Annotated in this window: 16 protein-coding genes; 9 read left to right on the top strand and 7 right to left on the bottom strand. The window is 40.5% G+C overall.

The window, feature by feature from the left end; all coding sequences use genetic code 11:
- Positions 1-28 precede the first annotated feature (28 nt).
- Together AC5JMK_RS15215 and ygfZ are read left to right on the top strand one after the other, a co-directional pair.
- Positions 29-1,105 (top strand): metal ABC transporter substrate-binding protein, encoded by a 1,077-nt coding sequence (locus AC5JMK_RS15215; RefSeq protein ID WP_096675783.1) that lies wholly within the window; start codon positions 29-31, stop codon positions 1,103-1,105.
- 234 nt (positions 1,106-1,339) lie between these two features.
- Complete coding sequence (ygfZ, locus tag AC5JMK_RS15210; RefSeq protein WP_096675782.1) at positions 1,340-2,323, top strand: CAF17-like 4Fe-4S cluster assembly/insertion protein YgfZ; 984 nt, start codon at positions 1,340-1,342, stop codon at positions 2,321-2,323.
- A 160-nt stretch (positions 2,324-2,483) separates the two neighbouring features.
- On the opposite strand, the gene AC5JMK_RS15205 is transcribed toward ygfZ, so the two are convergent.
- From AC5JMK_RS15205 to AC5JMK_RS15180, 6 genes are all read right to left on the bottom strand, one after another.
- Positions 2,484-5,159, bottom strand: a complete 2,676-nt coding sequence (locus tag AC5JMK_RS15205) for a DEAD/DEAH box helicase (RefSeq protein WP_096675781.1) — start codon at positions 5,157-5,159, stop codon at positions 2,484-2,486.
- A 150-nt stretch (positions 5,160-5,309) separates the two neighbouring features.
- Positions 5,310-6,122, bottom strand: a complete 813-nt coding sequence (gene proC, locus AC5JMK_RS15200) for a pyrroline-5-carboxylate reductase (protein WP_096675780.1) — start codon at positions 6,120-6,122, stop codon at positions 5,310-5,312.
- An 83-nt stretch (positions 6,123-6,205) separates the two neighbouring features.
- Complete coding sequence (locus AC5JMK_RS15195) at positions 6,206-6,805, bottom strand: cell division protein SepF (RefSeq protein WP_096675779.1); 600 nt, start codon at positions 6,803-6,805, stop codon at positions 6,206-6,208.
- A gap of 666 nt (positions 6,806-7,471) precedes the next feature.
- Positions 7,472-8,143, bottom strand: coding sequence for a YggS family pyridoxal phosphate-dependent enzyme (locus AC5JMK_RS15190; protein ID WP_096675778.1), 672 nt, complete (start codon positions 8,141-8,143; stop codon positions 7,472-7,474).
- Positions 8,140-8,418 carry a transcriptional coactivator PipX gene (gene pipX, locus AC5JMK_RS15185; protein WP_096675777.1) on the bottom strand — a complete coding sequence of 93 codons (279 nt, stop codon included), beginning with the start codon at positions 8,416-8,418 and terminating at the stop codon, positions 8,140-8,142. Before pipX ends, AC5JMK_RS15190 begins: the two co-directional genes overlap by 4 nt.
- A gap of 488 nt (positions 8,419-8,906) precedes the next feature.
- The gene (locus AC5JMK_RS15180) at positions 8,907-9,140 is read right to left on the bottom strand and encodes a hypothetical protein (protein ID WP_096675775.1); all 234 of its coding nucleotides are present in this window, start codon (positions 9,138-9,140) and stop codon (positions 8,907-8,909) included.
- 134 nt (positions 9,141-9,274) lie between these two features.
- On the opposite strand from AC5JMK_RS15180, the gene rfbC reads away from it, so the two are divergent.
- From rfbC to AC5JMK_RS15145, 7 genes are all read left to right on the top strand, one after another.
- Positions 9,275-9,847, top strand: a complete 573-nt coding sequence (gene rfbC / locus AC5JMK_RS15175) for a dTDP-4-dehydrorhamnose 3,5-epimerase (RefSeq protein WP_096675774.1) — start codon at positions 9,275-9,277, stop codon at positions 9,845-9,847.
- Positions 9,848-9,871: 24 nt separating this feature from the next.
- Complete coding sequence (locus tag AC5JMK_RS15170; protein WP_096675773.1) at positions 9,872-10,081, top strand: hypothetical protein; 210 nt, start codon at positions 9,872-9,874, stop codon at positions 10,079-10,081.
- A 534-nt stretch (positions 10,082-10,615) separates the two neighbouring features.
- Positions 10,616-11,500, top strand: coding sequence for a dTDP-4-dehydrorhamnose reductase (rfbD, locus tag AC5JMK_RS15165; protein ID WP_495910475.1), 885 nt, complete (start codon positions 10,616-10,618; stop codon positions 11,498-11,500).
- A 51-nt stretch (positions 11,501-11,551) separates the two neighbouring features.
- Complete coding sequence (locus AC5JMK_RS15160; RefSeq protein ID WP_096675771.1) at positions 11,552-12,628, top strand: glucose-1-phosphate thymidylyltransferase; 1,077 nt, start codon at positions 11,552-11,554, stop codon at positions 12,626-12,628.
- Positions 12,625-13,473, top strand: coding sequence for a glycosyltransferase (locus AC5JMK_RS15155; protein ID WP_495910474.1), 849 nt, complete (start codon positions 12,625-12,627; stop codon positions 13,471-13,473). Before AC5JMK_RS15160 ends, AC5JMK_RS15155 begins: the two co-directional genes overlap by 4 nt.
- A 215-nt stretch (positions 13,474-13,688) precedes the next feature.
- A complete protein-coding gene (locus AC5JMK_RS15150) occupies positions 13,689-14,264 on the top strand; it encodes a Uma2 family endonuclease (RefSeq protein WP_495910473.1) in 576 nt (191 codons plus the stop codon).
- The gene (locus AC5JMK_RS15145) at positions 14,265-15,374 is read left to right on the top strand and encodes a glycosyltransferase family 4 protein (protein WP_495910472.1); all 1,110 of its coding nucleotides are present in this window, start codon (positions 14,265-14,267) and stop codon (positions 15,372-15,374) included.
- 105 nt (positions 15,375-15,479) lie between these two features.
- Here AC5JMK_RS15145 and pyk read toward each other — a convergent pair whose 3' ends face one another.
- On the bottom strand, positions 15,480-17,249 hold the full coding sequence (gene pyk / locus AC5JMK_RS15140) for a pyruvate kinase (RefSeq protein WP_096675767.1): 1,770 nt from the start codon (positions 17,247-17,249) through the stop codon (positions 15,480-15,482).
- Between the last annotated feature and the right edge of the window lie 49 nt (positions 17,250-17,298).

Here is a 17,298-nt window from a genome sequence, read left to right as displayed (position 1 = left end):
GAATATGAGAACATCTATAGCTGGGATAATGTTGAATATAAGTAAAACTAATACTCAAGACAGAGGACTGGAAGCAGTAGGAGAACACGAGCGACAAGGAAGCTATTTTTATCCTTTAGTTTTCCTAGTCTGTGCTTCTTTACGCTGGAGATATATCTGCCAAAATGCTTGTTTAGTAATACTTTTACCGATTGCTTTATTTGCTTGTACAGGATCGAATTCTTCTAACTCAAGGGCGGATGACAAGCCACAAGTTGTCGCAACTAGCACGATTATTGCTGATTTGGCTGAGGAGGTTGGAGGAGATGAAATTCAACTAACAGGAATTCTCCAACCGGGTACAGATCCCCATGTATACGAACCTAGACCACAAGATAGTAGATTCTTAGAAGAAGCAGATTTGATTTTGTATAACGGGTATAATTTAGAGCCTGGACTGATTAAGTTAATGAATGCTGCTGGAACAAAGGCGCGGAAGTTAGCGGTGGGGGAAGTAGCAAAACCGTTACAGCTAGACAAAGGTAAGGGTGAAGTAGTACCAGATCCGCATGTTTGGGGTGACGTGAAAAATGCGATCGCGATGGTGAATGCAATTCGAGATGGTTTAATTAAGTTATCACCCGAAGACAAAGCCGAATTTACTCAGAATGCACAGCAATTAACTACAGAATTACAACAGTTAGATAGCTGGATTACCCAACAAATTCAAACTATCCCCCCAAATAAACGCAAACTTGTAACCACTCACGATGCATTTCAGTATTATGGACGTGCTTATCGAATACCCATTGCAGGTACGCTGATCGGTATTAGCACTGAAGAACAGCCAAGCGCTCAAACTGTTAAGCAATTAGTAGAATCAATCAAAAAAATTGGTGTATCAGCAATTTTTGCGGAAACGACAATTAACCCGAATTTAATTCAAACAGTTGCACAAGAAGCAGGAGTGAAGTTAGCACCGCGTCAACTCTATTCTGATTCCATAGGTGCTGCTGAAAGTGAGGGTGATACTTACAGCAAAATGATGGCAGCAAATACACGGTCTATTGTAGAAGCATTGGGAGGCAAGTATACGCCGTTCCCTGCTGAGACGCAGAAAAAATAGATTTCTAAAAGTTAAAGAATCAATTTTTTGTATCGGTTCAATAAACAGGGGTAGCCGAGAAAAATAAAAAACCGCCTGCGATTTCAATAGCAGTCTCATAGCATGGGAATATCCCTTTTCAATATACCGCTAAAAATTTAAACCCAAGCGCGATATATTGAAAAAATTGAGATGCTCTCTCGATGGTTGTATTTTCAAAACATAGATTTTGTCGTAGTTTCAATTCACATTACTATGTCTACATTTGCTATTGACACTCAAGACACAGCAGCTATCGAAGCGGCAAAAACTACAGTTGCAATATGCGATCGCTCACACTGGGGACGAATTAAAGTATCTGACGATGAGCGTCTGCGCTTTTTGCATAATCAAAGCACAAATGATTTTCAAACACTGCAACCAGGACAAGGCTGTGATACAGTTTTTGTGACATCCACTGCTCGTACCATTGACTTAGTAACAGGCTATGTAATGGCAGATGCAGTGCTACTTTTGGTTTCGCCTAACCGTCGTGAGTATCTGTTGCAGTGGCTGGATCGTTATATCTTTTTTGCAGACAAGGTACAACTTATTGATGTCACTGATGAAACTGCAACTTTGAGTCTAATCGGGCCAGCTAGTGACACCGTAATTGAAAAGCTAGGCGCTAGCGCCATTATTGGTCAACCCTACGGGAATCACCAAGTATTTAATGGTATAGATATTGCTGTTGGTAGTGGTTTGGCTTCTCCTGGCTACACTCTGATTTTGCCAGCTTCTATTAAAGAAACCGTTTGGAATCAAATTGTTGAGTTAGGCGCAGTAGCAATGAGCGATCGCGCTTGGGAAGCGTTACGAATTACACAAGGTCGCCCCCTTCCAGAGCAAGAACTGACTGATGATTACAATCCTTTGGAAGTGGGTTTATGGCAGACAGTTTCTTTTAACAAAGGTTGTTATATTGGTCAAGAAACTATTGCCCGTTTAAATACTTATAAAGGTGTAAAACAATACCTTTGGGGTCTAAAATTGAGTGCTGCTGTCGAACCAGGAACAGCAATTACAGTAGGGGATGAAAAAGTCGGTAAATTGACCAGTTGTATTGAAACTGTCGATGGTTATCGTGGTTTAGGCTATATCCGTACTAAAGCTGGTGGTGTCGGTTTGCAAGTTAAAGTTGGAGAAGTCCCAGGTGAAATAGTAGAAGTTCCGTTCGTTTCTCACCAATACCCAGATTGAAAGGAGGGGTTGGGGATTGGGGATCGGGGATCGGGAAGTAGGACAAGAAAGACAAGGGGTGAAACACTCGTGGGGTTTTTGCGTTGTCTTGTGGATTGTTGAAAAACTGCGATTGACACCCACCCCTATAGCCTTACCCCCTTACACCCCTTTTTCTTGACTATTCCACAACTTCATTGACTGGGAACCGATCAATTAACTGGATAGCACGTAAAGCATTACGTCGTAAGGAGTCTGACATGTAAGGTACATGGGGAATTTGGGATAATAAATCCAGTGTCCGCCTTAAAATTCGCACGACATCACCTTCATCTAAAGTGGTATGGTCGCACAGTTCAACCCAATCCATCCCTAATGCCCACTGTTCAACTAAGGCGATTAGTTCAAACTCCAACCAGATAGGTAAAGCAACATTATAGCGGCGTTGTAGTTGGAACATCTTGCGGCGAATTCCACGTAATTTCGCTAAGGCTTCTGCAACTTCATCACTAAGTTCAAAGCGCACTCTACTATCTGGACGTGGAGTTTCTGTCACTAATGCTGCTGCTGCTGCTGCTAAATAGTGGGGATCAAGGTTATCTAGTTCTCCACTAACGAGGACTAAACCAAGCCACAGTTCATTTTCACCTCGAATTGCTGCGGCAATTTGTCCTAATTGTGTAGGTAATAAGTTATCTAAGGCTTCAAAATACTGCAAAATTTCAATCAGGTTAAGAAACTCTTCCCAATGTCGTTGGGACTGTTGCTCTATCTGTGTTTGCAATTCTTGAATTTCTTCTTCTAATTCGGCAGCCCGTACCTTACGTTTGAAAATAGTACCAACATTGCCAGTTTTATGCAGTGGGTGAGCTTCTATTTGCTCTCGTAAACTCGCAACTACATGAAGTTGTTCTATTACTTCGGGCGCTGTGTGTAGAAACTCTTCTGGTTCGGGAATTTGTAGAGCGATCGCTCTACTTTCTTCTTCACCACGACAGGACTGTCCTGGCTTTAAATTCATCTGTGCAGGTGGTAGCAAGTCAGGAGGTACATCAATTCTCGGTAATTCTGCATATAAGTTGACTACATCTGCTGTAGTTGCTACATACCAACGGTTATCTCTCCCTAAACACACTAAATAAGGTGTTTGGCTAACACCTTGAGTTTTGCCTACTAGCACTGCGGTTACTGGCAGAGACATTGTTAAGTATTTACCTTTAAGACTAAGTAATGTCCCTGATACAGCAAAGTTGAGCATCATTGTTAATTCTTCTTGTTGCCCTTCGTCTGCTTGCTCTTGCAGTGTGTTTAATAATTTTTGTTCTACTTTCAGGCGTTGTCGCAGTTTTTCATAGCTAGCGATTTCGCTTTCTTCTACCGCAGCAATTTGTGTATTAATTTCGTCTAATTCTCCTTGCAACTCGGCAATATATTGCTGCCTTGGTTGGAGATGTACATTTGCTAGATACTGACCAAAGCTCCGCTCAATGAGTTCTCTAGCTTCATCAAGAGTATGGATTTGCAGTAAGTTCAACACCATGCCGTAACTAGGTGTAAAATGGCTGACCAACGGATCTGGTTTTTTGATTGCCAAAGCTGCGGCGTGTTCTGCTCCCTCAAAGGGAGTTTGTAATGTCACCACATGACCGACTTCATCCATACCCCGACGCCCTGCTCTTCCTGCCATTTGCAGAAATTCAGAAGCTGTCAACATCCGGTGTCCAGTATCAGTACGCTTAGATATGCTAGAAATAACTGTTGTTCGAGCAGGCATATTAATTCCTGCTGCCAGTGTTTCTGTGGCAAATACTACTTTAATTAGTCCTTGCTGAAATAGTTCTTCTACTAGCACTTTCCACGCTGGTAAAATTCCGGCGTGGTGTGCAGCGATACCACGGTAGAGGGGGGCAATATGTCCGGCTCGCCCCGCATCTGGGTTCCGGCTGAAAAAGTCGTCAATTTGTCGCCGTAACTGCTGCGCTTCTTGCTCATTAACCAGCCACATATCACCGACTTCTGCCACTGCTTTATCACAGCCGCGACGGCTGAAGATAAAGTAGATTGCTGGCAGCATATCTCGTTGCTGGAGATGGCTAAGAATAAAATTTATACTAGGTGCTTCTGGTCTGCGATTGCCTTTGCCTTTTTCTAATTCTTTTTTTCTGTTTCGTTTGAGCAGACGCCCGTTAATTTGAGTTTTATTGTCATTGAGCAGTGGAAATACCCCTTTGAGATTTCCAAAATGAAATTCCAAAGGAACGGGACGAAAATCTGAGTAGATCAGATCAGTTGGGCCGTGGACTTGATTCAGCCAGTCGGTGAGTTGTTCACTATTGGCGACTGTTGCTGATAGAGCAATCAGTTGAATTTCGTGGGGACAATAAATTATTGATTCTTCCCAGACTGTTCCCCGTTGGCGGTCATTCATGTAGTGGCATTCATCTAATACCACTGCTTCTACGTCTGTTAAGGAGATACCAACTTGCCCAATGGGTGTGCCGTAAAGCATGTTGCGGAAAATTTCTGTAGTCATAACTACAATTGGCGCATCCCGATTAATGGAAGCATCTCCTGTTAACAACCCAACTGCGTCAAAGCCGAATTGTTCACGAAAGTCACGTAATTTTTGGTTAGAAAGTGCCTTCAGGGGGGTAGTGTAAAATACCCGTTTTCCTCGCACCAAGGCACGATAAATACCATACTCTCCAACTAAGGTTTTACCTGAACCTGTTGGCGCACAAACCACCACAGAACGTCCAGCATTTAGAGAAGCGATCGCATCTAGCTGGAACGCATCCAGTTCAAAAGGAAATACAGAACTGGGGTCTACTTCTGAAGACAGTGCAGAATAATTCACTCAATAAAAATTGCAACCAGACTTTTTACTATATTATATGAGGCCTTAGCAAGTAGGGCATTAGGGATTGGGGATTGGGGATTGGGAACAGACTTGTTAAATAATTCTCCCTTGTCCCCCTTGTCCCCTTTTCGTGATCTTCAATCTCCTTCACTTTCCCAATTCCTGAGAACGGATGGTAGCAGCTTTCACTGCTTCAATCAGAGCAGAGCGAAATGCTGAACGTTCTAGTTGGGCAATACCAGTAATTGTAGTTCCGCCGGGACTGGTAACACGATCTTTGAGTTCTGCGGGGTGGAATTTAGTTTCGTGTAATAACTGAGCAGTTCCCAACACTGTTTGTAAAGCCAGTTGATTGGCGATCGCTCTGGGTAAACCTGCGGCGACTCCTCCATCTGCAAGTGCTTCTACCATTATTGCCACGTAAGCTGGTCCACTACCTGATAAACCAGTTACTGCATCCATTTGTGATTCGGGTACTTCTACTACTTCCCCGACTGCTGAAAATAGCTTACGTGCTATTTCCAAATGTTTGATGTGGGTATAAGCACCAGGAGTAATAGCAGTAATCCCTGCACCTACGGTTGCTGGCGTATTTGGCATTGCTCGAATCACTGGTAATTGCCCAAAAGCTGCTTCTAAATTGGATAAAGTTACACCCGCCAATATAGAAACTACTAGCGGTGAATGCCCTTGATTAAGAACATCCGCTAATTCTTGAGCGATCGCGCTGAAAACCTGTGGCTTAACAGCTAAAAATATCACATCTGTTGTTTGGCTAAAAACCAAGCGGTTATCACCTGTTACAGCCACATTGTACTGATGCGCTAAAAAAGTTTGGCGTGTGGGCTGTGGTTCACTAACCATCACTTCTGATGGATGATAAATCGAGCGAGCAATAAGGCGGGATAATAAAGCTTCTCCCATTACCCCGCCGCCAATTAATCCAAATTTATGAGTCATTAGTTAGTAGTCAAGAGTCAATAATCAAGAGTCAATAGTCAAAACTCTGGACTGTGGACTATTGACTTTTGACTAATTTTAGTTTACTGTACCATGCGATTGGGTTCACTTCCCCAAGTTTGATTGCCAGGTGCGGGACGTGGGGTACGCACTGGTGGTTGAGGTACTTCGTGAAGAACTCCGCCTTGGGTACTAACTTGGACACAACTGGGTGTAAACAAAAAGATGCTTTCGCCAATACGTTCTTGATGTCCATCCAATGCGTAAGTGCCACCTGCAACAAAATCAACTGCTCGTTGTGCTTGATCAGGGTCCATAATTGTCAAGTTTAATACCACTGACTTTCGCTCTCGTAAGGCTTGAATTGCCTGTGGCATTTCTTCAAAAGTACGTGGTTCTAGTACTAAAACTTCTGAAATACCATTAATAGCACCGGGCATACCAATAACATTACTCATTGTTTTTGCAGAAGCAGTTGCTACATCTGGATTTGCATTCATTGTAGGCATGGGTTCACGCCAACGTCGATTTGCTGAGGTAGCTTCTTGGGGTACAGGTTGTTGATTTTGCTCCTGATACAGATTCTGATAGGTTTCTGCTTCAGGTTCTTCTTCATAATACTCGTATTCTACTGGCTCATTTAAACCAACAAAGTCTCTCAGTTTAGAGAAAATATTGTTCATAATTGTTACGCTCCTGGTGCAAATCACCTTCAAAGGATCTGACAACAATTAATGTTGTCAACCTGTGCCGCTATACAGAGCGGACGTTTTTGCAATTCTATAAGTTGTTTGTAACATGTACTACAGCGCCAAGTTTTGAACGAACGCCCCCCTAGAACGTTTGTATCTAGCTTGCACGCAATAATGAGTCAAGATTATAGCCTAACTATTTTTGAATGCAAAGTTGCTTTAACCCCAAAGTTTTTATGTGTTTGCTTTTGTTTATACTATATACTCAGTTATTTGCTACACCAACATCTTTGAGAATTTCTTTGCAATAATCCTTAATAAAGCAAGCGTTAGCATCTGCTCACTCAAAATTTAAGAAAACAAGGTTCAATGTTTCATTTATTACCAAATTAAGATGAAAGCGAGAAAGCAAAAAACCGTAGAGGTAGATTTTAAAAGCTATCTCTACAGTTTTAACAATGTAATAAAATATTTTTTGAAGACAGAATAATCAACAGATCATCAAAATTGTGAAGAAAGGACAAGGGAGACAACTAATCACTTAACAGTGATCAGTTTAATTTGATAAGAGTTCACTGTTAACTGATTCATCCTCAATCCCCGAACGCGAGTGCGTCTCCTCTGGAGAATCCCCAATCCCAATCCCCGATCCCCAATTCAAGCACCACGCTCTCCAAACAAGATTGTTCCCAAGCGCACTATTGTTGCACCTGCTTGTATGGCTAGTTTGTAATCACCTGACATTCCCATCGAAAGATGCAGCATTTGAATATGAGGCCAGTTTTGTTCGCGGATTTCTTGAGCTAGTTCACGTGTGCGATTAAACACTGTCATAATTTCCTGCTCAGTTAATCCCAGAGGTGGAATTGTCATCAAACCTTGAATTTGTAAATTTTTGCATTGATTCAGTGTTGGTAAGTCAGCTAAAAGTTGAGGTACACTCCAACCCGACTTATTGGGATCAAGAAGAATTTTGACTTGCAGACACACATAGGGACTGACACCTATTTGCTGCGCCAACTCGTTCAAGCGCTGTGCTAGCTTCAAATTATCTACAGAATGAATCCACTGAAAATTTTCTAAGGCTTTTTTGGCTTTATTGCTTTGCAAGTTTCCAATAAAATGCCAAGTTATATCAGATAAGTCTTGTAATTCTGCTTGTTTTGCGATCGCTTCTTGAATGCGATTTTCGGCAAAATCTCGAATTCCCGCAGTATAAGCAGTACGAATGACATCAGTTGGTACTTGCTTGCTAACTGCAATCAACCGAACTGAAGGTGGTAGTTCTGCACGCACAGTATTAATACGTTCGCTAATCGGGCTACTCATTGGAAGGTGCGTTTGAAAATACTCTGCAACTGATCGTACTCCTGAGCTTGTCCTGCACGACGAAGGTTACGCAAGCGATTTTCTAGCAACATTCTGGCTTCAGTACGTCCTATAGGCTGAAATTTGACACCTTTAGCATCAGTTATTACTAAAAAAAATAGGCGTTGAGCATACAGTGTAGTGAATAACTCTTGGTTTTCATCCACCATACAGATCCTATAGAGCAAACCCCAAGTTGGATGATTGATGTAAGTTTCTGAGCTTTCTGGGTTCATTTAAATACTTGAAGGTAAGAATAGTATAGATAGTATGTTTTTGCAGTTGAATGCCAAGATTGGTGAGGCTGACGGTTTTATTTGCAAAAGTCAGGGCTAGGGCTAAAACAAAAGGTGAAACCTCCTGGAGGGGCTAAGGGGAAAATGGACTTAAAAGCCTTTGGCATCTAACCTTTTTCCAAATTAATAGTAATGCCTTTACCCTCTAACTTTTACCCAAACTGTAGATAATGCGTAGCTAAGGCATATTGCTGTCGTAACTAAATGGCACTAGCATCTGGGGTAAAGCGTTCAGAGGGCTTGGGGAGGTAGAGACATGAAAGGAAAATTTGCCCATTCCCTCCTGTTTTACTCTCATCCTCTGTTTGTTTCCCCTCTACCAATGCTGCCATAATTGCCGTCTTTTTGTTATACAAATTCGCAAACAGCCTAACAATTTTGGATTTTAGACTTCGTCGTGACACTTCGACAAGCTCAGTGCGAGACGCTCAGTCAAACGATTTTGGACTGACCCCAATTAGATCATCCGCTTGCTCTGTACCCTGGGAGGAATTATTGATCAATATTTTTCCCCAAGATGTTTGAAAATAGCAAGCAAAAGAAGAAGGATTAATTTGCTGCAAAGCACAATATGTCTGTTTATAACCAAATAAAGCAGCGAAAATATCGGAATCAGTGCGATTGTTTAAAGGAAGCGATCGCCAATACCAAGGTTGTGTCATAAATTTGACTAGCTCAATCGGTAGTAATTTAGGAGATAATTGAAAGTTAATTTCGAGTTTGTTTTTGCTATATTTCGCTTATTCAATTTACTATAAATTGAAATACATTTGCACTCAGTAAAATTGCTAAGACAATGAAGATTGTTTGTACTGAAATTCCTGATATTCTCATACTTGAACCTGAACTATTCCAAGATGATCGTGGCTTTTTCTTTGAAAGCTTTAATTTCAAAAAATTTGCTGAAGCTACTAGTAATTTATTTAACTTTGTCCAAGACAACCATTCTTACTCCAAACAAAATGTTTTGCGTGGTTTACACTACCAAGTTCGACAACCACAGGGAAAGTTGGTCAGAGTAGTTAATGGTAGTATATTTGACGTTGCTGTAGATATCAGAAAAAGCTCCTCGACTTTTGGTAGATGGATAGGTTGTGAAATCAACGCCGAGAACAAACGCCAACTCTGGATACCACCAGGCTTTGCTCACGGTTTTGTTGTACTTTCAGAATTTGCCGAAGTCCTTTATAAAACCACAAACTATTATGCACCCCAGTATGAACGATGCATCCTTTGGAATGATCCCGATTTGGGAATAGACTGGCGTCTAACCGCATCGCTGCCAATCCTATCTGCTAAAGACAAAGCAGGTAAACCTTTTAAAGAGTCCGAAGTTTTCACCCAATCCCCTATTTTAGCGATGAAGTAGATGATTGTGGTTGTAGCGTAAACTATGGCAGCATTTTTGCAGAACGAACTAAAACTGGATTTTGAGGGCGATCGCTTACAAATAAATCACTTAAACTGGCATGGCAAAAAAATCGCGAAGTGGCACATTTCGAGTATGAAGCTAAACAACACTAAATTAACTGGCTATTTCACTGCAATGATGGCAAACCAGTCCTACAGTGTTGGAACTCAATATCAGCAAACCAAACCATAAAACGCACCAATTTTTATGGTTGAGATTTAGCGAACTATAAAATGGGAACACACAGAATTCATTATATCAAAAAAACACAACTAAATGTGTAACATGATGTAAAGAAATAAAAGAAATAAAACACAAGGTTGCAGTATTACTAATGCAGCTTACAGGCAATCACTATTTAGTTCAAAAGGTTAAAAAGCCTGTGAAGAATGAAGTATGAAGAATGAAAAAGTAATTTAGTAAGTCGGTGTGAATAAACAGAACGCGAGCAACAAAACGTAATCACCATTGAGACCCTTACCAATGACAAATAACAAATGACAAATGACAATCATAGCCAGTAGTTTTAGTGTACCGACCTACTTTAAGCTTTTGCCTTTTACCTCCTGTAGTGCTACTTTTTTGTACTAAACCATGAAAAAGGCGATCGCTACATGCTTATATCTTTGTTCATTATTCACATAATGATATCCGCTAACTTGACATTAAAAAAATCTTAAAAACACAAAAAAATGCTTTAAAATCAGTATTTCCAAGTATCAATTTATGAGTAAATTAATTCTACTAATCGGTAGTAACGGTCAAGTAGGTCAAGAACTGCAACAAATTTTATCAACCTACACAAATGTAATTTCAGTCGCGCGTCCTACTTTAGACCTTGCTCAACCAGATACTATATGCAGTTTAATTAGAGAAAAGCAACCACAAATAATCATCAATGCTGCTGCTTATACTGCGGTTGATAAAGCTGAAAGCGAACCAGAATTAGCAAAACTTATTAATGCAACAGCCCCACAAATTCTGGCACAGGAAGCCAAAAAACAACAAGCTTTTCTAATTCACATATCAACTGATTATGTTTTCGATGGCAACAATTGTCGTCCTTATCAAGAAGAAGACCAAACTAACCCCTTAAGTATCTATGGTCAAACTAAACTAGCAGGAGAACAAGCTATTCGTGATACTTACAATCATCATCTCATTCTACGTACTGCCTGGGTTTATGGAACTTTTGGCAAAAGCAATTTTGTCAAAACGATGCTACGACTAGGAAGAGAAAGAGAAAAAATTCGCGTTGTCGCAGATCAAATCGGTAGTCCTACCTGGACTAGAGACATAGCAGAAACTATAGCTAAATTAATACCCTTATTGAATTCAGACATTGCTGGGACTTACCACTATACCAACAGTGGCGTTGCTAGCTGGTATGACTTTGCTGTTGCGATTTTTGAAGAAGCCCAACAATTAGGCTTCCCACTGAAAATACAACGAGTTGTCCCGATTACTACTCCCGAATATCCCACACCTGCTCATCGCCCAAGCTACTCAGTCTTAGCATGTGCCAAAATAGCAAAGATTTTGGAAAATCATGCGCCCCATTGGCGACAAAGATTAAGGAAGATGTTGAAAGAGTTAGTTGTTAGTTGTTAGTAGCTGTTTTTCTACGACTAACCAACATTCACTATCTACTAACCAATACTTATGAAAGCATTAATTCTTGCTGGCGGTAAAGGTACTCGTTTACGTCCTCTAACTTATACAGGGGCAAAACAACTTGTTCCCGTTGCAAATAAGCCAATTTTATGGTATGGCATTGAAGAGATGGTTGCGGCTGGCATAACTGATATTGGCATCATCATCAGTCCAGAAACTGGAACAGAAGTACAAGCTAAAACCGGAAATGGCGATCGCTTTGGGGCAAAAATTACTTATATCTTACAAGATCAACCAGCAGGACTTGCCCACGCAGTGAAAGTTGCTTATCCTTTTTTGAGAGATTCGCCTTTTGTTATGTACTTAGGCGATAACTTAATTCAACAAGGTGATTTAAGCTACTTTTTGCAAAAATTTACTACTAAACAGCAAGATGCGATTATTCTCTTGCGTCAAGTCAATAATCCTAGCGCCTTTGGTGTAGCTAAAGTTGATGAAACAGGACGAGTTTTGCAGCTAGTCGAAAAACCCAAAGTACCCCCCTCTAATTTTGCATTAGTGGGGGTTTACTTTTTTTCTCGCATTATTCATGATGCGATCGCCTGTATCCAACCTTCTGCACGAGGTGAACTGGAAATTACTGATGCAATTCAATACCTTATAGATCAGCAAAAGCAAATCCTGGCTTGTCAATTGGAAGGCTGGTGGCTAGATACTGGTAAAAAAGATGACTTACTGGAAGCAAATCGCCTGATTCTTGATACCTACTTAAACACAAAAATTTTAGGTGAAATTGATGCTGAAAGTAATGTCATTGGGCGAGTTCAGATTGGTGCTAATTCTAAAATAATTAACACCACTATTCGTGGTCCTGTAATCATAGGTAACAATTGTTATTTAGAAAACTGTTTTATCGGCCCTTACACCAGCATTGCCGATAATACTAAACTAATTGAAAGTGACATAGAACATAGTGTAGTTTTAGAAGGTGCTAAAATAGCAGGAATTCATCAACGCATTATTGACAGTGTGATTGGACAAAGAGCGCAATTAACCAATGCTCTACGACGTCCTAAAGCCTTGCGATTTATGATTGGTGATGACTGTCAAATCGAATTAACGTGATCTACTTTTTAACAGTCAACTATTATTCCACGCATCTGATTGCCAAATTAATCGCTTCTTTACCCAATCAGAAAAATTTAGATTTCAAGGTAATTATCATCAACAACTCTCCTGATGATGATTCAATCGACAATCTTAAAGATGATTATGTCATTATTTTAAATGCTGCAAATAATTTGGGTTTTGGCAATGCTTGTAACTTGGGTTTGAAATTTATATATGCTGAAGACTCCCAAGCTATTGTTTGGATAATTAATCCAGATGCATATTTCCAAGAAATTAATTTAGAGAAACTGCAATTATTTTTGAAATCTCACCCCAAAATTTCTATTCTTGGTACAGTTATTCATACTCCTGCTAATGAAGTTTGGTTTGCGGGTGGTTATTTTAATGCCAAAACAGGCGATATTTCGACTCGCAATTTATTTACAGAGGAAAACCCAGATTTTGTGAAATGTGATTGGGTAACAGGTTGTAGTTTCATAATTAATTTTTGTAAATTTGGTGAATGTCCTTTATTTGATCCGGCTTATTTTCTTTATTATGAAGACTTTGATTTTTGTCAACGCTACGCCCAACAAGGACATTTAATAGCGGTTACTCAAAGATTTGGAGTCATACATCAGCCTTCTTCTATTACAAATAAATACGTATTCAGGAAAATCACAAATAGCACCTATGGTTATTTATTAAGTTTAGATAGATATACAAATAAACTAGTTTTCAGCTTGAGATTAACCAGGCTGATTTTTTATGCGTTAGTCTTGATGTTTATCAAACCTCAGATAGGTTTGGGTAAAATTTATGGAGTTTTTCTTTATTGGTGGAAAGAACGTAATGAGTAAACAACAAGATCCCCGACTTCTCAAAGGTTTTTTGGGGACAATGCAAATGAGACTGTGATTTCAATCGCAGGCGGCTTTTTTGAACATTGGAATGCTCCCCTTCTCAAAGAAGTTGGGGATCTGACTCTCACAACTCATTTATCATCGCTATAACTGAATAATTTAAATGTTAGGCTAAGGTTATCTTAGTGAGTTTTAAACTACAGACTAGTCTTATGATTGTGCAAACTCTACCCCGTTACTACTCAACAGCAGAGTACTTGGCGCATGAAAAAACTGCTGATTACCGTAGCGAATATTGTGATGGAGAAATTGTTCCAATGACAGGAGGTTCGATTAATCATAATCAAATCATTGTTAATTTGATTATTGCTCTGACTCTTGCGCTTAAAGAACAAGGTTACAGCATTTATGCCAATGATTTACGCTTGTGGATTCCTCGCTATCGTCAATACACTTATCCAGATATCTTAATTATTAAAGATGAACCTATTTTTGAAGAAGGACGTAGTGATACAGTGCTTAACCCTTGTATAATTTTCGAGGTTCTCTCAAAATCTACCAGCAGTCGCGATCGCGGTGATAAATTTACTTATTACCGTTCTATCTCTGAATTTCAAGAATATATTTTAATTGATCAGTATGCAATTCATATTGAGCAATTTAGTAAAACCTCAGATGGAAATTGGTTATTTAGAGAATCTGATGCTCAAGATGGAATTTTAACTCTATTTTCAGTCAATTGTAAAATACCATATGATCAAATTTATGAGCGGGTTAAGTTTGAATAAATGAGCGATTTATTAATTAATTTATCAGTTGTATTTTCTCAGCCTACAGGTATAAGTAACTATGCCAAAAATCTTTTTCCTTATTTAAAATCTCTTAATCCTACTTTATTAACTACCCTAAATTATCCAGAATTTAAATGTTATTCAATTCCAGGTAATATGACACCTGCGGATGGAACAACAGGTCATCTTAATCGCTTGATATGGACACAGTTTAAATTACCAAAAATATCTAAAAAGCTAAAATCTCAACTAATTTTTTCCCCGATTCCAGAAGCGCCACTCTATTCTAATTCTCGTTTTGTCGTGATGTTTCACGACTTAATTCCATTGCGTTTTCCTAAACGCTTTTCACCTCTGACACCCTACTTTCGCCACTATATTCCCCAAGTTCTTCAGCAAGCGCAACACATTATTTGTAATTCCCAAGCTACCGCTAAAGATATTACTAATTTTTACCAGATTCCTGCAAGGAAAATTACCCCAATTCCCTTAGCGCATGATGTGAATCATTTTCGACCGTTTATAGAGCAGGGACAAGGGTACAAGGAAGAAACGGGGAATTTAGCTTTTTCCTATCCCTATTTTCTCTACATTGGTAGACATGATCCTTATAAAAACCTCAACAGACTGATTGCTGCTTTTGCAAGCTTACCAAATCATCATGATTACCAATTGTGGTTAGCAGGGCCAGAGGATAAGCGTTATACTCCCTTATTGCAAGCGCAAGTTGAGGAATTGGGTATCAGTAAGCAAGTCAAATTTTTAGATTATGTTCCCTACAGCGAATTGCCAAAAATTATCAGTGGGGCGATCGCACTCGTTTTTCCTAGTCTCTGGGAGGGTTTTGGTTTCCCGGTTCTAGAAGCAATGGGTTGTGGTACTCCTGTGATTACTTCTAATATTTCCTCTCTCCCAGAAGTTGCTGGTGATGCTGCGATTCTCATCAATCCCTATGATATCAGAGAAATTACAGAAGCAATGGATAAAATTGCGACTGATACACAACTGCGCGATCGCCTATCTGTCGCTAGTATCAACAGAGCAAATCTATTTAGTTGGGAAAAAACCGGACTAGCAACAGCAGAAGTCCTGAAAAACTTGATGTGAACTCGTGGGTTTGTAGTGAGGACTACCCTGCGGGAACGCTGCGCGTACAGTCCTCAAATATTCAAGCACGCGCATTGCTTACTACAAACACTTTAATTTTTATTTTTAAGGAGTTCCTACTGCTCCAGAGTAAACTAAACCCCGTTGCATATCCATTGTGAGAATCGAGCCATCTCGAATTACTTGTGTTGCTTTCTTGACGCCAACTATAACAGGAACGCCGAGACGTAAACCAATGACTGCTGCGTGACAAGTGAGACTTTCTTCCTCAGTAATAATACCCGCGGATTTCCGAATTACTTCCACAAAATCGGCACTGGTGCGAGGTGCAACCAAAATATCACCAGGATTAAAGTCACTTACATCCATACTGGTGTGTCCTACTCTCGCGCGACCACTGACCGAGCCTTGTCCAAGTCCAATTCCCCGCCCTAGTATCGCTGTTACAACTTCTACTTTAACTAAATCCGTGGAGCCAGAAACGCCTTGCAGTGTACCGGCGGTCATCACCACCAAATCTCCCTCAAAAACGAGATTATTTTCTAAGGCTACGTTTAAGGCTGCTTGGAACGTCTGACCAGCTGATGGTAATTCTAATACCAATAAGGGTTTGACTCCCCATACCAGTTGCAGTTGTCTGGCGACATTTACATGGGGGGTAATTGCTAAAATTGGTGTCCAAGGACGGAATTTGGAAACGTTACGAGCCGTGGAACCTGTTTGAGTCAAGCTCATAATAGCTGCGGCTCCCAATTGTTGGGCGATTTGTCCTACTGCTTGGCTAATTGCGTTCGGAATAGAACGCTTTCGATCTCTGACTTGGCTAGCGTTATTGTTTTGGATGTTTTCTTGCTCGATTTTTTCCGCAATCCGCGCCATGGTCGCCACAGCTTCAACTGGGAACTTACCAACAGCAGTTTCATTGGAGAGCATCACCGCATCCGTACCATCGAGAATCGCATTTGCCACATCCGATACTTCCGCACGTGTCGGACGGGGATTGCTCACCATGCTGTCTAACATCTGGGTGGCGGTGATGATCGGAATTCCCAAGCGATTAGCAGTAGCAATTAATCGCTTTTGCAGCATGGGAACGTCTTCAGCTGGTAGTTCTACACCTAAATCGCCTCTAGCAACCATCACACCATCACACAAAGCCAAAATTGCTTCCATTTGTTCGATGGCTTCGTGCTTTTCAATTTTGGCAATCACTGGTACATTTTTACCAGCACTGGAAATTAGTTCCTTAATTTCCATCACATCCTGGGGGTTGCGAACAAAGGAAAGTGCTACCCAGTCAACACCTTGATCCAGACCGAACATCAAATCCTCACGGTCTTTGTCGGTCATGGCTTTAACGGAAAGGTAAACTCCAGGGAAGTTTACGCCTTTGTTATTGGAAAGAGGGCCAGGGACGGTAACACGACAGTGAAGATCGCCTTTTTCCTTGTCGATTTCCTCAACGACCATTTCGACTCGTCCATCATCAAGGAGAATTCTCGCTCTTACAGGTACTTCGTCTGCTAAATAATCGTAGGTAACGCAGCTAATTTCTTGTGTACCAACTACTGGACGATTGGTCAAAGTGAAGCGATCGCCTTTTGCTAGCACTATCGACCCATGATCAAACTTGCCCAAGCGAATTTTTGGCCCTTGCAAGTCTTGGAGAATTCCCACCGGTTGATTTAGTTCAAAGGCTGTTTGCCTAATTAAGCGAATATTACGCTGATGGTCAGCATGAGAACCATGAGAAAAGTTCAATCGGAGTGTCGTTGCACCAGCTTCGATAATAGCTTTGAGCATTTCTGGACTGCTAGTGGCAGGGCCAATGGTGGCAACAATTTTGGTACGGCGTAAAGAGTCTTTCAGTTGCATAAAAGATGAATCGAATCTAGGGAGCTACTCAGGGAATTAGCTTCACCAA

The sequence above is a fragment of the Pelatocladus sp. genome (assembly GCF_059505505.1).
Note: the sequence above shows the minus strand (reverse complement) of the source record. Positions and strands in the feature narration are given on the sequence as shown.

Bases quoted from the DNA above. Each gene is read 5' to 3' on its own strand.
- AC5JMK_RS15215 (WP_096675783.1), top strand. From the start codon at position 29: ATGTTGAATATAAGTAAAACTAATACTCAAGACAGAGGACTGGAAGCA.
- ygfZ (WP_096675782.1), top strand. From the start codon at position 1,340: ATGTCTACATTTGCTATTGACACTCAAGACACAGCAGCTATCGAAGCG.
- proC (WP_096675780.1), bottom strand. From the start codon at position 6,122: ATGACTCATAAATTTGGATTAATTGGCGGCGGGGTAATGGGAGAAGCT.
- AC5JMK_RS15195 (WP_096675779.1), bottom strand. From the start codon at position 6,805: ATGAACAATATTTTCTCTAAACTGAGAGACTTTGTTGGTTTAAATGAG.
- AC5JMK_RS15190 (WP_096675778.1), bottom strand. From the start codon at position 8,143: ATGAGTAGCCCGATTAGCGAACGTATTAATACTGTGCGTGCAGAACTA.
- pipX (WP_096675777.1), bottom strand. From the start codon at position 8,418: ATGAACCCAGAAAGCTCAGAAACTTACATCAATCATCCAACTTGGGGT.
- AC5JMK_RS15180 (WP_096675775.1), bottom strand. From the start codon at position 9,140: ATGACACAACCTTGGTATTGGCGATCGCTTCCTTTAAACAATCGCACT.
- rfbC (WP_096675774.1), top strand. From the start codon at position 9,275: ATGAAGATTGTTTGTACTGAAATTCCTGATATTCTCATACTTGAACCT.
- AC5JMK_RS15170 (WP_096675773.1), top strand. From the start codon at position 9,872: ATGGCAGCATTTTTGCAGAACGAACTAAAACTGGATTTTGAGGGCGAT.
- rfbD (WP_495910475.1), top strand. From the start codon at position 10,616: ATGAGTAAATTAATTCTACTAATCGGTAGTAACGGTCAAGTAGGTCAA.
- AC5JMK_RS15160 (WP_096675771.1), top strand. From the start codon at position 11,552: ATGAAAGCATTAATTCTTGCTGGCGGTAAAGGTACTCGTTTACGTCCT.
- AC5JMK_RS15150 (WP_495910473.1), top strand. From the start codon at position 13,689: ATGATTGTGCAAACTCTACCCCGTTACTACTCAACAGCAGAGTACTTG.
- AC5JMK_RS15145 (WP_495910472.1), top strand. From the start codon at position 14,265: ATGAGCGATTTATTAATTAATTTATCAGTTGTATTTTCTCAGCCTACA.
- pyk (WP_096675767.1), bottom strand. From the start codon at position 17,249: ATGCAACTGAAAGACTCTTTACGCCGTACCAAAATTGTTGCCACCATT.